Annotated in this window: 12 protein-coding genes; 6 read left to right on the top strand and 6 right to left on the bottom strand. The window is 38.0% G+C overall.

What is annotated here, in order from left to right; all coding sequences use genetic code 11:
- Positions 1-103: 103 nt before the first annotated feature.
- Both I6F43_RS15350 and I6F43_RS15345 read right to left on the bottom strand, forming a co-directional pair.
- Positions 104-1,036, bottom strand: coding sequence for an electron transfer flavoprotein subunit alpha/FixB family protein (locus I6F43_RS15350; protein ID WP_197103017.1), 933 nt, complete (start codon positions 1,034-1,036; stop codon positions 104-106).
- Positions 1,037-1,786: an electron transfer flavoprotein subunit beta/FixA family protein gene (locus I6F43_RS15345; protein WP_197103015.1), complete on the bottom strand. Its 750-nt coding sequence runs from the start codon at positions 1,784-1,786 to the stop codon at positions 1,037-1,039.
- Between the two features lie 221 nt (positions 1,787-2,007).
- Here I6F43_RS15345 and I6F43_RS15340 point away from each other — a divergent pair, with 221 nt between their 5' ends.
- From I6F43_RS15340 to I6F43_RS15315, 6 genes are all read left to right on the top strand, one after another.
- On the top strand, positions 2,008-3,654 hold the full coding sequence (locus I6F43_RS15340) for an electron transfer flavoprotein-ubiquinone oxidoreductase (RefSeq protein ID WP_197103013.1): 1,647 nt from the start codon (positions 2,008-2,010) through the stop codon (positions 3,652-3,654).
- A 132-nt stretch (positions 3,655-3,786) separates the two neighbouring features.
- On the top strand, positions 3,787-4,251 hold the full coding sequence (locus tag I6F43_RS15335; protein ID WP_007586808.1) for an acyl-CoA thioesterase: 465 nt from the start codon (positions 3,787-3,789) through the stop codon (positions 4,249-4,251).
- A 259-nt stretch (positions 4,252-4,510) separates the two neighbouring features.
- A complete protein-coding gene (locus I6F43_RS15330; RefSeq protein WP_197103011.1) occupies positions 4,511-5,080 on the top strand; it encodes an outer membrane beta-barrel protein in 570 nt (189 codons plus the stop codon).
- Between the two features lie 412 nt (positions 5,081-5,492).
- Complete coding sequence (tsaA, locus tag I6F43_RS15325) at positions 5,493-6,197, top strand: tRNA (N6-threonylcarbamoyladenosine(37)-N6)-methyltransferase TrmO (protein ID WP_197103010.1); 705 nt, start codon at positions 5,493-5,495, stop codon at positions 6,195-6,197.
- Between the two features lie 89 nt (positions 6,198-6,286).
- Positions 6,287-8,011, top strand: a complete 1,725-nt coding sequence (locus tag I6F43_RS15320; protein ID WP_007586812.1) for a proline--tRNA ligase — start codon at positions 6,287-6,289, stop codon at positions 8,009-8,011.
- A gap of 361 nt (positions 8,012-8,372) precedes the next feature.
- The gene (locus tag I6F43_RS15315; protein WP_101164013.1) at positions 8,373-9,206 is read left to right on the top strand and encodes a UDP-2,3-diacylglucosamine diphosphatase; all 834 of its coding nucleotides are present in this window, start codon (positions 8,373-8,375) and stop codon (positions 9,204-9,206) included.
- 25 nt (positions 9,207-9,231) lie between these two features.
- On the opposite strand, the gene I6F43_RS15310 is transcribed toward I6F43_RS15315, so the two are convergent.
- The 4 genes from I6F43_RS15310 to I6F43_RS15295 form a co-directional block, all read right to left on the bottom strand.
- Positions 9,232-12,243 carry an ATP-binding protein gene (locus I6F43_RS15310; protein ID WP_442960242.1) on the bottom strand — a complete coding sequence of 1,004 codons (3,012 nt, stop codon included), beginning with the start codon at positions 12,241-12,243 and terminating at the stop codon, positions 9,232-9,234.
- Positions 12,244-12,569: 326 nt separating this feature from the next.
- Entirely contained in the window at positions 12,570-13,778 is a 1,209-nt protein-coding gene (locus tag I6F43_RS15305; protein WP_008171197.1) for an ABC transporter permease, read from the bottom strand.
- Positions 13,771-14,559, bottom strand: coding sequence for an ABC transporter ATP-binding protein (locus I6F43_RS15300; RefSeq protein ID WP_007586825.1), 789 nt, complete (start codon positions 14,557-14,559; stop codon positions 13,771-13,773). Before I6F43_RS15300 ends, I6F43_RS15305 begins: the two co-directional genes overlap by 8 nt.
- Positions 14,556-15,368, bottom strand: coding sequence for a DUF3025 domain-containing protein (locus I6F43_RS15295; RefSeq protein WP_165721938.1), 813 nt, complete (start codon positions 15,366-15,368; stop codon positions 14,556-14,558). The genes I6F43_RS15300 and I6F43_RS15295 overlap by 4 nt, the downstream gene beginning before the upstream one ends.
- Positions 15,369-15,397: the final 29 nt, after the last annotated feature.

Raw genomic sequence — 15,397 nt, 5'->3', positions numbered from 1 at the left:
AATTGGCTGGTTTTTTTGTGTCTTTAATTTACCGAATAAAAAAGCCGCAGCACTCAAAGAGCACCACGGCTTTCAACCAGAATAAATTTTGCTTAATTAAGCGCTATAAAGCACTCTCTAACTGTGGCAGTACTTCAAATAAGTCAGCCACTAACCCGTAATCTGCAACTTGAAAAATAGGTGCGTCAGGGTCTTTATTAATCGCGACAATTACTTTTGAGTCTTTCATACCGGCTAAATGCTGAATAGCACCGCTAATCCCTACTGCAATGTATAAATTAGGCGCTACAATTTTACCTGTTTGCCCTACTTGCATATCGTTAGGTACAAAGCCTGCGTCAACTGCTGCGCGCGACGCACCAATGGCTGCTCCCAATTTGTCGGCAATACCATTAAGTAGTGCAAAGTTTTCACCGTTTTGCATACCGCGACCACCCGATATAACCACAGTGGCAGCCGTAAGTTCAGGTCGTTCAGACTCTGTTTGTTCAACACTTACAAAGCTACTTAATTGCGAATCAGACACTGTATCAATGCTTGTTATAGCAGCAGCTGATTGCTCGCCTTGTAAATCAAAGCTACTTGCACGCACGGTAATTACTTTTTTGCTATCGAGTGACTTAACCGTTGCGATTGCATTACCTGCATAAATAGGACGTTTAAATGTGTCTGCGTCCACTACTGCGATAATTTCAGAAATTTGCGCAACATCTAATAACGCAGCAACACGTGGCATAAAGTTTTTGCCCGTTGTAGTGGCACTTGCAACAATATGGCTGTAGCTGTAGCTGTCGCTAAGCGATAAAACTAAATCAGTCATGCTCTCAGCTAACTGATGCTCATACACGCTGTTATCGGCAACTAAAACATTAGCTACGCCATCAATGCTAGCAACTTGTGAGCTCATTGCACTTAAGCTGTTGCCGGCAATAAGTACATCAACAGGAAAACCCATTTTTAGTGCGGCGTTAATTGTTTTTGAGGTTTCTGGTTTTAAGGCACCGTTGTCGTGCTCTGCAATTACGAGTGTTTTCATTTAAATCACCTTTGCCTCTGTTTTTAATTTTTCTACAAGCTGTGCTACGTCTTCAACAATAATTCCTGCGGTGCGTTTAGCTGGCTCTTCTACACTTACTAATTGAATGCGCGGTGTTAAATCAACACCAAGCGAATCAGCAGCTATTACTTCAAGCGGCTTACGTTTGGCTTTCATAATATTTGGTAGTGATGCATAACGGGGCTCGTTTAAGCGTAAATCAGTTGTAACAACCGCTGGTAAGTTAAGTGCTACCGTTTGCAGGCCGCCATCAACTTCACGGGTTACGTTTACTTTGCCATTTTCAATAACAACCTTTGATGCAAACGTACCTTGGCCACGTTTAGTTAAAGCCGCTAACATTTGACCTGTTTGGTTGTTATCGGAGTCAATTGACTGTTTACCCAAAATAACCAGCTCTGGTGCTTCTTGTTCTACAATTTTGGCAAGAAGTTTTGCAATATGAAGTGACTCGAGCTTTTCATCGGTTTCGATGTGAATGGCTTTGTCGGCGCCAAGTGCTAATGCAGTGCGTAATTGCTCTTGCGATGCTTTTGGACCAATAGTAACAGCAATAACTTCGCTTGCCGTACCTGCTTCTTTAAGGCGGATTGCTTCTTCTATGGCAATTTCACAAAACGGATTCATTGCCATTTTTACGTTAGTTAAATCAACGTCGCTTTTATCACTTTTAACGCGTGCTTTTACGTTGTAATCAATCACTCTTTTTATTGGTACGAGAACTTTCATAGGAACTCCATAATTATTTAAACCTACAAGGTAACGTGCACGTCAACCTATTTATTTTATGAAATTAGACTACTTCCTGTTGACGTAAACGTCAACCTAAAATAACCTTTAACTATTCACAGTCTGTAACGTTTAATTTGCAAGGTTAGTAATAGGCTGTACACCTTATTTAAATGTGTAGTAAACATTCAAATAAGTCCGTCATAGATAAAGAGGTTATTATGGTCGAACGTGAAACCATGGAATTTGATGTAGTTATTGTTGGTGCAGGCCCTGCAGGGCTTTCAAGTGCAATTAAACTCGCGCAATTAGCACAAGAAAAACAACAAGAGTGCATGATCTGCGTCGTCGAAAAAGGGTCTGAAGTGGGTGCACATGTACTCTCTGGCGCGGTTTTTGAAACCAAAGCTTTGGATGAACTACTACCAAATTGGCAAGAGCTTGGTGCACCGGTTACAACCAAAGTAACTAACGATGAAATTTATTGGTTTAATAATGAGCAAAAAGCGACATCAATCCCCCACTTTGCTACGCCAAAAACATTTCATAATTACGGTAACTACATTGTATCTATGGGTAATGTATGTCGATGGCTTGCTGAGCAAGCTGAAAGCTTAGGCGTAGAGATTTTTCCAGGATTTAGCGCACACTCTTTAATAATTGAAGATAAAGCAGTAAAAGGCATTCTTACTGGCGATATGGGTGTCGACAAAGACGGTAATGAAAAAGACGGTTACATGCCTGGCATGGAGCTTCGTGCAAAATACACTATATTTGCAGAAGGCTGCCGAGGTCATTTAGGTAAGCAGCTAATTAATGAGTTTGCACTTGATGCAGATTCATCGCCACAGCATTACGGTTTAGGCTTTAAAGAAATTTGGCAAATTGATGAAAGTAAGCATGAGCTTGGCAAAGTTGTTCATGGTACGGGTTGGCCACTTAGCGGCGATACTAACGGTGGTGCATTTATGTATCACAGTGAAAACAACCAAGTTGTTGTGGGTTTAATTGTTGATTTAAATTACTCAAACCCATATTTAAGCCCGTTCGATGAGTTTCAGCGAATGAAGCACCATCCAGTATTTAAAAACGTACTTGAAGGCGCTGAACGTGTTGCTTACGGTGCGCGTGCTATTGCTAAGGGCGGTTTGCATTCATTACCAAAAATGCATTTTGCAGGTGGCTTACTTGTAGGGTGCGATGCAGGCACACTTAATTTTGCAAAAATTAAAGGTAATCACACTGCAATGAAATCGGGAATGGTTGCCGCTGAAGTTATTTTTGAAGCATTGCAAAATGAGTTGGCAAATACCGATTTAACTCATTATCAAACTGCGTTTGAGCAATCGTGGGCATATAAAGAGTTATATCAATCTCGTAACTTTGGCCCTGCAATGCACAAACTCGGTAAGTTTATAGGGGGTGCGTATAACACGCTTGATCAAAACATTTTTAATGGTGGTTTGCCCTTTACGTTTAAAGATAATACGCCCGATCATTCAACCCTTGTTGATGCTAACGCCGCTGACAAAATAGCGTACCCAAAGCCAGATGGACACCTTAGCTTTGATAAACTCTCAAGTGTGTTTTTATCAAATACTAACCACGAAGAATCACAGCCTTGTCATCTAAAGCTCAAAGATGCGTCAATTCCTATTAACGTAAACCTAGTTAAATTTGATGAACCCGCACAACGTTATTGCCCAGCAGGCGTTTACGAAGTACAAGAAATAGCAGGCAATAAAGAGTTTGTTATTAACGCCCAAAACTGTGTGCACTGTAAAACCTGCGATATTAAAGACCCAAGCCAAAACATTACCTGGGTAACCCCAGAAGGTGCTGGTGGGCCAAACTACCCTAATATGTAACTAAATTATGCGTTATATACACATATAATCACTTTTTTTACATATAAATTATAAACATATCCTAAATTGCAGGGGCTTCGGCCCCTTTTTTACGTTATGCTAATAGTAGTTTTAATAATAAGAGTGTTATCTATGCCGTCGTCAAAAGTTGTTTTTCGTTTTTTAGCAGAGCCTACCGATGTTAATTTTGGTGGTAAAGTTCATGGTGGGGCCGTCATGAAATGGATTGACCAAGCAGGCTATGCATGTGCTGCGGGTTGGAGTGGTCACTACTGCGTAACGGTTTCGGTTGCGGGTGTTAAATTTAGACGCCCAATTCTAGTAGGTCAAATAGTCGAAGTAGAAGCTAAAATTGCCCATACGGGTAGAAGTAGCATGCAAATATTTATACAAGTACGTTGTGGCGATCCTAAAACACAAAATATGGTTGAAACAAATCATTGTGTTATCAGCTTTATTGCAATGGATGAAACGGGCTACCCAATAGAAGTGCCTTCGTTTAAAGCTGTAACAGAAGAAGATATTAAATTAGAAAATTACGCTATAAAAATGAAAGAAATAGCAATTGAAACAGAAAACTTGCTTCATACAGTGTAATTACTAGTTTAAATAAAGTCAGGCTATGTAAAAAACTCATTATACTTTGTAAAACATACAACTTATTTTAGAGTACTCAATTACACAAAAGTTCACTTTGATTATAAAACACGCTAAACGCCGTAAAAACCAATACAAAAGAATTAATTAAGGCGTGTTTTTAATTCATTTTAATATTGGCACGCTCGCTGCAAGTAGATAATTGAAGTTTGATTAATGAAATCAAGCATTTGATTATTTTTTGTAAAGGAGCTATTCAATGATTAAAACACTTTCTCTTTCAGCTATTGCACTAGCAACACTGGGTTTTAACTCTGCAGCACACGCTGACATTTCTGATTTCGATTCTCCACGTATTTATACTGGTATCGGTTACGGTCAATATTCTTTTGAATTTGAAGACAGTGACAACGACACTGACTTTGACGACGATGCACAAATGCTTAAGGGTTACGTTGGTGCACAATTTAACGAGTACTTAAGCTTAGAGCTTGCTTATCAAAACTTTGATGAAGTAAGTGATATAGACAGCAAAGCTGAAATTGATGGCGTATCGCTTGCCGCACGTTTGGGCTACCCTATAACAGAAAGCTTTTCTGTGTATGCAAAAGGCGGTTGGCTTGAATGGGATGCAGATTACACACAAGATTTACCAGTAGGTGGCGTATCAGCGTCTACAGATGGTGGTGATGCATTTTACGGCGCTGGTATTGAATACGCGCTTACAACAAAAGTACAATTTCGTTTAGAGTATGAGCGTTATAAACTTGATGACGATATTGACCCAGATATGGATGTAGCGTCTGTATCAGTTCAATACATGTTTTAATTAGTCTTTAGCATGTATAAAAGGTAAGCCCAAGGGCTTACCTTTTTTGTTTTAGGCTCTTTTTAAATATATCAATATAAACCAATCAGTCTAATAAAAACTTTAAACCGTTTGGTCTATAATGCCAAGTGCATTAAATAATTGTTCTATTGTAGCACTAAGAAAATAGCGCAATAACAAGGCAAAATTATAATATATAGTTGTTATCACAAATTGCTCCCTGCATTGCTCTACCTCCTGCATCCATGCAGTCAACTGTGAATAATTCTTAACAAAGTAAGTGCGCTATTTAATGCAGTAGAATAATCATATTTTTAATAAAATTGGTATACGCAATAAACTTGCTTACATTAATGCCATAAATGCTAAATGCGGGTAGAATAGCGCTCTATTTTATTTGTACCCGAGTACTATGAGCGATTACACCATTTCGGCTATTGGCCACATTCAATCTCCTTATAAACAAAAGTTTGCTATACCTAGGCAACCACGTTTAGTGCCACAAGCTAAAGCAAAGCTTATATTTGCCCCCGATTTTAATCGCGAAGAATTTGTACGTGGTTTAGATGAATTTACTCATATTTGGTTGTTATTTCGTTTTCATGAAACGGCTGATAAAGGTTATTCTGCTATGGTGCGCCCGCCTCGTTTGGGTGGCAATGAGCGAAAAGGTGTATTTGCGACCCGTGCTACATTCAGACCAAACGCAATTGGAATGAGCGCCGTAAAACTTGAAGGTATTGAATATAAAAACGGACAACTTAGCTTATTACTCGCTGGTATTGATTTACTTGATGGCACACCGATTATTGACATAAAACCGTATTTGCCGTATTCAGACTCTATGCCGGATGCAAGTGCTGGTTTTGCTGACACGCGCCCTGAAACACAAATGACGGTTGAATTTAGCCCTCAGGCAATTGAGTTTGTTAATGCCCAAACACAATACCCAGACTTACATGATTTTATAGCCAATGTTTTAAAACAAGATCCTCGCCCTGCTTATAAAAAACAAAAAGAAGAAATGCAAAGCTACGGGATGACTCTCTATGACTTTAATATTCGCTGGCAGGTTAATGATGCACATAACTTAGTAACAAGCATAGAAAAAAACTAAATAACTCACTTAGCGCTTTAGTGTAAAAGCATCCGCTGGTAAACTTAAGCTCTATTAAAAGAATATAATTACTCTATTTCGGAAAAAACATGCGTACAAGCCAATATATACTCGCAACACTTAAAGAAACGCCATCAGATGCTGAAATCGTATCGCATCAGTTAATGCTTAGAGCCGGTATGATCCGTCGCGTCGCTTCGGGTTTATACACTTGGTTACCCTCTGGTTTACGCGTGCTACGTAAAGTAGAAAACATTGTACGTGAAGAGATGGACAAAGCAGGTGCAATTGAAATGCTAATGCCTGTTATTCAACCTGCTGATTTGTGGGAAGAGTCTGGCCGTTGGAATGAATTTGGTCCTGAGCTTATGCGCTTTACAGACCGTCATAACCGTACATTTGCACTTGGCCCAACACACGAAGAAGTAATAACTGATTTCGTACGTAAAGAAATAAGCAGCTACAAGCAATTACCAGTTACTTTATACCAAGTACAAACTAAAGTACGCGACGAACGTCGTCCTCGTTTTGGTGTAATGCGTGCTCGTGAATTTACAATGAAAGATGCCTACTCTTTTCACTTAAGTGAAGAGTGTTTAGATGCGACTTATCAAGCGATGCACAAAGCATATTGTAATATTTTTGAGCGTTTAGGCCTTGATTACCGCCCTGTTATAGCCGATACAGGCTCTATTGGTGGTAGCGTATCGCACGAGTTTCATGTACTTGCTGAGTCGGGCGAAGATGCAATTGCATTTAGTGATGGCAGTGATTACGCCGCTAATATTGAAAAAGCAGAAGCACTGGCACCAAGCGAGCCTCGCCCTGAAGCATCAAAAGAGCTTAAAGCGTTTCCAACTCCTGACGCTAAAACGATTAACGAGCTTAAAAAACACTACGGTGTTAAGCCACATCGAGGTGTTAAAACGTTAATTGTTTATGGTACGCCTGATGAAAACGAAGTACGCGGTTTAGTAGCCTTAGTACTGCGTGGCGATCACGAATTAAATGAACTAAAAGCTGAAAAGCACCCATTAGTAGACTCTCCGCTTGAAATGGCAACAGAGACAGATATTGTTGCTGCTATTGGCGCAAAACCTGGCTCATTAGGCCCTGTCGGCTTATCTATGCCTATTATTGTTGATAGAGCAGCTAACATACTTGCTGATTTTGTTGCCGGTGCAAATAAAGACGATGAGCATTACAGCGGTATTAACTGGGATCGTGACGTAACTGATTACGAAGTTGCTGATATTCGTAATATTGTTGAAGGCGATATGAGCCCATGTGGCCAAGGCGTTTTACAAATTAAACGTGGTATTGAGGTAGGTCATATTTTCCAACTTGGCACTAAATACTCAGAAGCGATGAAAGCGGGTGTATTAAACGAAGGTGGTAAAAACCAAACCATGACTATGGGTTGTTACGGTATTGGTGTTTCACGTATTGTTGCTGCTGCTATTGAGCAGAACAACGATCAATACGGGATCATTTGGCCAAAATCAATCGCGCCATTCGATTTAGCAATTGTTCCAATGAACATGCACAAATCGCATCGTATTCCTGATATTGCAAATAACCTTTACCAAGGTTTAAAAGATGCTGGTCTTGATGTGTTATTTGATGACCGTAAAGAGCGCCCTGGTGTTATGTTTAACGATATGGAACTCATTGGTGTGCCATTTACGCTAGTAATTGGTGAGCGTAACCTTGACGAAAACAAAGTTGAGCTTAAAAACCGCCGTACAGGTGAAAAGCTAATGATTGATATCGATACAGCAATTGATGCAATTAAAGCAGCCGTTAAAGGTTAAGCTAAAAATACTTATAAGTAATTTTAAAACCGCTTTTTAAAAGCGGTTTTTTTATACCTAAATTTTATGTGTGTTATTTGGCTTTAGTATTACTGTCGTATAATTGTCATTTTTATTCCCTAAAGTATTTAACCTGAACTCTGGATAATAAATCTATCTCGAGCAGCTATTTTCAGCGCTAACTGCGTTGAATTTACTTGCAATAGGCTCGCTATTGACGCGTAAATTCGCCTTGTTTTCACTGAAAATCTCTGGCTAGAGAAAATAAATTTAAATATCACCATGATTCAATACCTTAGTAAATCTCTTAACCAAAGTTCTGGTTATTTAACTATTACACTCGATACTTTAGGGAATGAAAATGAGTAATGGCGCAAACACTAAGAAGCAACACTACCCTGCTATTTGGATATCTGATGTTCATTTAGGTTACAAAGACTGTAAAGCAGATTACTTACTCGATTTTTTAAACTCGGTAGAATCCGACACACTTTATTTAGTGGGTGATATTATTGATTTATGGTCAATGAAACGTCAGTTTTATTGGCACCCTTCGCATTATCAAGTATTAAACTCTATACAAAAAAAAGCAGCTAGCGGTACACGCGTCATTTATATTCCCGGTAATCATGACGAAACGTTTAGAAACTATATAAATCAAACGTTATTTGGTATTGAAATCCACCAGCAGTTTATTCACACCACTAAAGCTAATAAACGTTTTTTACTCGTACACGGTGATGATTTTGATTCCGCGACACGCTATAACAAACTTATTAGTATCGCGGGTGATGCAGGGTACGACTTTTTATTATTTTTAAACCGCTGGACCAATCGTATTCGAAAGCTATTTGGTGGTAATTACTACTCGCTTGCATCATGGATAAAAGCTCGCGTACACAAAGCACGTGAAGCGATTAAAGCCTTCGAAGATGCCGCAATTCATGAAGCTAAAAAACAAAACGTAGACGGTATTATTTGTGGACACATTCATCATCCCAAAATAAAAGTAGATGACGGAATTATGTATTGTAACGATGGGGACTGGATTGAGAGTTGTACGGCGCTGGTAGAGCAGCAAGATGGAAAAATTGAATTACTACATTGGTCAGACACACAAACCGTACTCGATAGCGCCGACATAACAAAGTTAAATATATCAACGGATGCTAAACCAAAAAAATCAGCTGCATAAGCAGCTGATTCTCAATTAATAACTATTAACTTAGCCAGGTGATTAACTTATCTTTTAGCGTTCTTGGCTTGATTGGTTTAGTAATATAGTCGTTCATGCCTGCAGTTAAACAACGTTCTCTATCACCTTCCATTGCGCTTGCTGTCATAGCAATAATAGGTATGTAAGTGTAGTCTACCCCGGCCTTACTATTTCTGATTTCACTTGTTGTATCGTAGCCATTTAAGTTAGGCATTTGGCAATCCATTAAAATAACATCAAAAGCTTGCTCTGTGTTTTCTCTTAATGCTTCTAATGCTTCTACACCGTCTGATGCACAGGTGATTTTTACTTTTGTGCGCTTTAAAATCGCCTTAGCAACTTCAATGTTTATCATATTATCGTCTACTAATAATATATGATAAGCAGATAGGTCAGGCTCTACTTGTTCTTCTGTTAAGCCTTTTGGTGGCGCTATAATGCAATCATTACTGGCACCAAATAAGCTGGCTAACTTATAGCTAAATTGATCTTGGGTAAGCGGTTTATTTAGAATGTGGCTACCCTCAGGTAATATCATTTTAGTCGGTTTATCGGTCACCATGTCGCGTAAAATTAAGACGTACTTTTTATTAAACTGTTTACAGTAATCAATTAACGCATCAATTTGAGGATGCTCATCATCAATCAATAATAAGTCAGCCTCAAACTCTTTATGCTCACTAAAGTAGTCGAGTCTTACAATGTTTTCTGCATTTACTTTACAGGTTAGTAGCAATAAATCGCACACGTTTTTATAAACGTTATCGCGCGCTATTAATGCCGCTACGTTAATACTTGTAGCAAGCTCAATACCTGTGTTTAGTTTTTTCTCTTGTGCTACATGTAGCTCAACTGTTGCGGTAAAGGTACTACCAGCACCCTTTTCACTTATAACCGTAATATTACCACCCATTAACTGAGCAAGTTTTTTACATATAGATAAGCCTAAGCCTGTACCACCAAAATGACGGGTAGTACTTGAATCTTCTTGTGTAAACACTTCAAATAGTTTGTCTATGTTCTCTGACGCTATACCAATTCCGGTATCTTTTATTGTAAAGCTCATTAATAACTTTGAGTCGGTAATGTACTTGGAGCCGACAGTTAAACTTACTTCACCTCGGTGGGTAAATTTAAATGCATTATTAACTAAGTTAATTAAAATTTGTTTTAGTCGATGGCTGTCGCCAATAACCATTCTATCTACTACATCTTTTGTATCTAAGAATACTTCAAGACCTTTGCGCTGGCCCTGTAACGCTAAAGAGCTAATCATATCGCTACATACTGTAACAACATCAAATGTATGATTATCAATATCAAGCTTACCCGCTTCTATTTTAGAAAAATCGAGAATATCGTTAATCAAATTCATCAGAGAGTTAGCACTACTATTAGCTAATTTTAAGTAATGGTATTGTTGTTCACTTAAGCCATCTTCTTTGAGCATTTCAAGCATACCCAAAACGCCATTCATCGGTGTGCGTATTTCGTGAGATATATTTGCTACAAAGTCACTTTTTGCTTGGCTCGCTGCTAATGCTTGATCAATTGCTCGCTCTAGCTCAACAGTCCTTTGTGAGACTTTTAGCTCTAAAGTACTGTTTAAGCCTTCAAGCTCTGATTGAGTATTTTTTAATGAGCTAATATTTCTTAAAATAGCCGCTACCTGATAACGGTTATTGTAGACATCAAAAATACTACTGAGTGTAATTGAAAAGTATTGTTTGTTGCCATAACCATCTGTGTAGATAGCTTCAAACGGCATTTTTGATCCGTTTGAAATAGTCTCTTCTATACAGTTATTATCGGCTTCATTTAAGTTAAATAAAGAAACAAAGTCAGGGCTAGTGCCTGAGATTGAATTACCGAAAACCTCTTTAGCTGTATTATTAAAGTGAACAATTTCGCCGTTTTTCTCAATTGTAAAAATAGCATCCAAAGAATTTTCTATTACTTTATTGTTTTGCTCTTTTAGAGAATTAATTAACAACTTACGGTTTATAAAACGTTGGTATAAAAAGGCAATAACTAAAAATACGCTAAAGAATACCACTAGCATTGCAATAAAGTTTTGACGCCTTTCGTTCACCTTTGCAAACAACGTTTTAGTATCAACACTTACACCAAGCTCTAAAGGTAACATCGCAATATCACCATCAAGCGAAATACGCTTTTTTAACGTGTAAGCAATTGGGTAATTACTTAGCGGTAAAGTTCCTTGCTCTGCCATTGTGGTTGCAGTAGAAAATTCTTCAGTCCATGTTTTTGCTTTATTAAATTCAAAACCGAAGCGTAATTGAGGGTTTGGATGATATAAAAATTCACCTTCATTATTCATTAGGTAAATTTGTGTTCCTTGTGGAGATTCAACCGTTAAACTTTTTATTAATTTATCAGCAAAGTAGTTAGTGACTAATATTGCAAAAATTTTATTTTTTTCATCAAAAACAGGTTTAGCTACACGAAAAGTGCTTATATAAGGTTCTTGTATCTGCCCATTTTCACGGTTGTAGTTAATAGGAGAAATATAAACACTTTTATTATCGAGCATACTCGCTTTTATCATGTAATCGCGTTGGCCTTTCTTTTGTAATTGCAGGCCTTGCAGTCGATTAATTTCTCCAAGTTGGTTTCGATCAACCCTGACAACTTCTTGTCCACCATCTGCGAGAATAATATAGCGAGCCTGAAGTATGCTGTCGTCTGTGCGCATAAAACCACTAAAAATACTCGCTAAGCGCTCTTCCCAAACGTCAATATGCGTGCCTAACAAGGGATCTATTTTCTTGTTTTCAGTGGCGCGAGTAATGCCTTTAATCGGGGGCGTTGCGTCTAAAAAGCGAATAGCGGTAACACTATCTTTAAGATGGTTTTTTAGTGAAAGGCTTTTTGTTTCAAGCTCACGTTTTAATTCTATTTGGGCTGAATTATAAACATCACTTCTTACTTTTTGGTCAAACAAATACAGAGATGGTAAAGCTATAAGAACAAATATTATTGTTGCAACGAGCATTAGTCTATTATTTTTTGTCACATTCAAAAAATTATTCTTTTTCAACATTTACCTTCACCATAAATTTTTATTGTTATTAGTATAGAGCATTAACGAAAGAATTGGACCATCTAACTAATCGGTTATCGCTATAATTTTTATAATAAAAAGACTAAATCATTAGTTTTATTTAGAGCACTCTCTCTATATGAATTATAAATGAATGAGAGTACCCATATCGACTTACACAGATTATAAAATAGTTGTTTCAACCAATCATTCCTTTAAAATATAAAAGGTAGCCAATGCTACCTTTTATATATTTTTAGAGTGCTAAATCTATATTATTATCTAAACAGCACATCTTCTCTGTTAAACCATTTAACGCAAAATGCCAGTAGTCCGGCTGCAATGATTGCAGTTGCTAAAAATATTAAGCCTACAAATGTGTAATCAACAGTCCCTTTTACTATTTCTTTAATTGCTAAAGCCACGTTTGTAACAGGAATGAATGCTGTTTTAGCAGTAAGCTCCATATTTGGCATTATTGAAATAATAATAGGGAAAAACACGCCCATACTTAACGGGGCCATATAGTTTTGTGCTTCTTTAAACGTACGTGCATAAATAGATATAGCCAGTGCCAAAGCCGAAAATATAGCAGCCACAGGCAGTAGCAATACAAATATCATCAGTAAATCGGTTACCGCTAATGTACTAAATGCCGCTTTAATAAAATCTAGATCGGCAAATGCTAACGCCAGTGCTATCCAGCAGCCCATACTTAAGACCGTTATGGTTGTGGAGGCAATGGATGTAGTTAACAAAGTTATAAATTTACCAAGCACCAGCTCTGTACGCGTAATAGGTGTAAGTAGGAGTGTTTCTAGCGTGCCGCGTTCTTTTTCGCCAGCACCTAAATCAATAGCGGGATAAGTAGCCCCCATTAGTACTAATGGTATAAGTAAGTAAGGTAAAAACCCGCCAATTTTTTCGCCAAGGTTTTCACGTTTATCGGCTGTATCCACCTTAATTACTTCAATTGGGTTAAGAATAGATTTTTGAACAGACTCTTCAATACCAAAACTGATTAGCTTTTGAGTTTGCAGTACGTCACTGTATTCTTTTGCTAGCTCTTTGACGCGTTCGAATAAAAAGTTAATAGATTTTGAATCGTTAAAAACAACCTGCCACTGACTTTGTTCACCATTATCTAGTGTTTGCTCAGCATGGCTTGGTAAATAAATACCCATATCAATATCGCCAGCTATAACGCCAGCTTTAAGCTCTTCAATGTTATTAAAGGTTTTAGCACCTTTATAAAGCTCAAAACTTTTGTGATAAAACACTTTATCAGTAAATTCTTGTGCATATTCACCATTAATAATGGCATACGTATTTACTTTTTGTTCTGCGTCCATTGCTGCTTGTGAGCTTATAAATGCCATTACGGCAAACAATAACGGAAATATAGCGACAGGGAGCGCAACAACAAATAATAGCGTTTTTTTGTCGCGTAATAGCTCTCTTAATTCCTTTTTAAATACCTCAAACATCATGTTTCTCCGTTAATATGTTCATAAACGCTTGATTAAGCTCATCACTATTACCTGCTTGTTTAAATTCATCTACTGTTCCGTCAAAGCAGCTAATACCTTCATTAATTACAGCGACTCGGTCACATAAAAGTGCAACTTCATCTAAATGATGGGTCGAAAAAATAACAGGAGTACCTTGCGCCTTTAAACCCTTAATAAATTGAATAACGGTTTGCGTGGTCATTATATCCAGACCCGTTGTTGGCTCATCAAGCACAACAACTGCTGGGCGATGAACAACAGCACGCGCAATATTTGCTTTTTGCTTCATACCTGTTGATAGGTTTTCTGCGCGTTTATCTACAAACTTATGCATATCAAGCAATGTAAATAGCTCATCACAACGCGATGCAATATCGCTTTTGCTCATACCGTGGAGCTTTGCAAAATACTCTATGTTTTCTTTTACAGTTAAGCGGCCATACAAACCGGTAGAGCCCGATAAAAAACCGATAGACTTACGCCCCAGTAGCGGTTTTTTTACAATGTCGTTTCCGGCAATTGTTATTGAACCTTCATCGGGCTTTAACGCGGTTGAAATCATTCTAAGTGTAGTTGTTTTACCCGCACCATTTGGGCCTAGCAACCCAAGTACTTCACCCTTTGCGCAGCTAAAACTCACATCTCGTACTGAGTGAAAGTAATCTTTATCTTCACGAGGGTCGATGTCGTCTATTTTATTTTTTTTGTGATCTTTAGTTAGCTTAAATTTCTTTTTAAGCCCAGCAACTTCTATCATGTTCGTATCCTTCGTTTCGCTCTAAAATAATCTGTATTGTTGTAAAAAGAGTCGTCTTTGTTTTCGTCATGCCAGCCAGGCACACCTAATAAAGGCAGTGGTGAAAGCTGTTTGTTATCGGCTAAGCAGTTATCTGTATTAATCATCTCATAAAGGGCTTGGTCTAGGTACTGATATTGAGTTACTAAATCTTTACAAAATATTTCATCCGGTACACAAACAAATAACGCTTTACCTGTTAAGCCTATATAAGGTTTAGTAAGCATTTCGTAATTTGCATGACCAAACATAAAAGGTTTTATTGTTTTACCCCACTCATGCTTGTGTTCAACAAATGCTGTTTTCCATTGATGATCGCAAAGCCACTGCTGCCATTTACTCTCACTTATAGCTAATACAACACCACATTCATCAAAGAGCGTTAGTGCATTACGATGCTTAGTACGCTTTTGTAATCCATGGTCAGCTATATCTTGCACATGACGCTGGTTAATAAGTGCTTTGGTTTTAGGAAATAAACACCAAATAAAGCCACCAAATAAGTCATGCCAGTTCTCACTGCGTGTAGGTACAACACCCGTTTCAAAAATAACTTGTTCGTAATACCGATCGCCAAAATCTACCTTTGCATCATCTTCAAAAGTAATAGGAATATTATTCGCATTAATAGCGGTTAAAAATGGAGAAAACCACTGCGGCGCCGGCCAATCTGTTAGTTCGTTAACTTTAAACAGCTCACGTAAATGCGCAAATGCACCTGTTTCTAGACTACTGATTTGCCACTGCTCGGGGGGAGTAAAACGCTTCATTTAAACCTTTAACAATTTATGCCTATAAT

Origin of the sequence: Pseudoalteromonas sp. NZS71_1, assembly GCF_015864305.1 — a bacterium.
In the GTDB taxonomy this organism is placed as follows: domain Bacteria; phylum Pseudomonadota; class Gammaproteobacteria; order Enterobacterales; family Alteromonadaceae; genus Pseudoalteromonas; species Pseudoalteromonas arctica.
The sequence above is the reverse complement of the archived record's forward strand: the minus strand, read 5'-3'. Positions and strand labels throughout refer to the sequence as shown.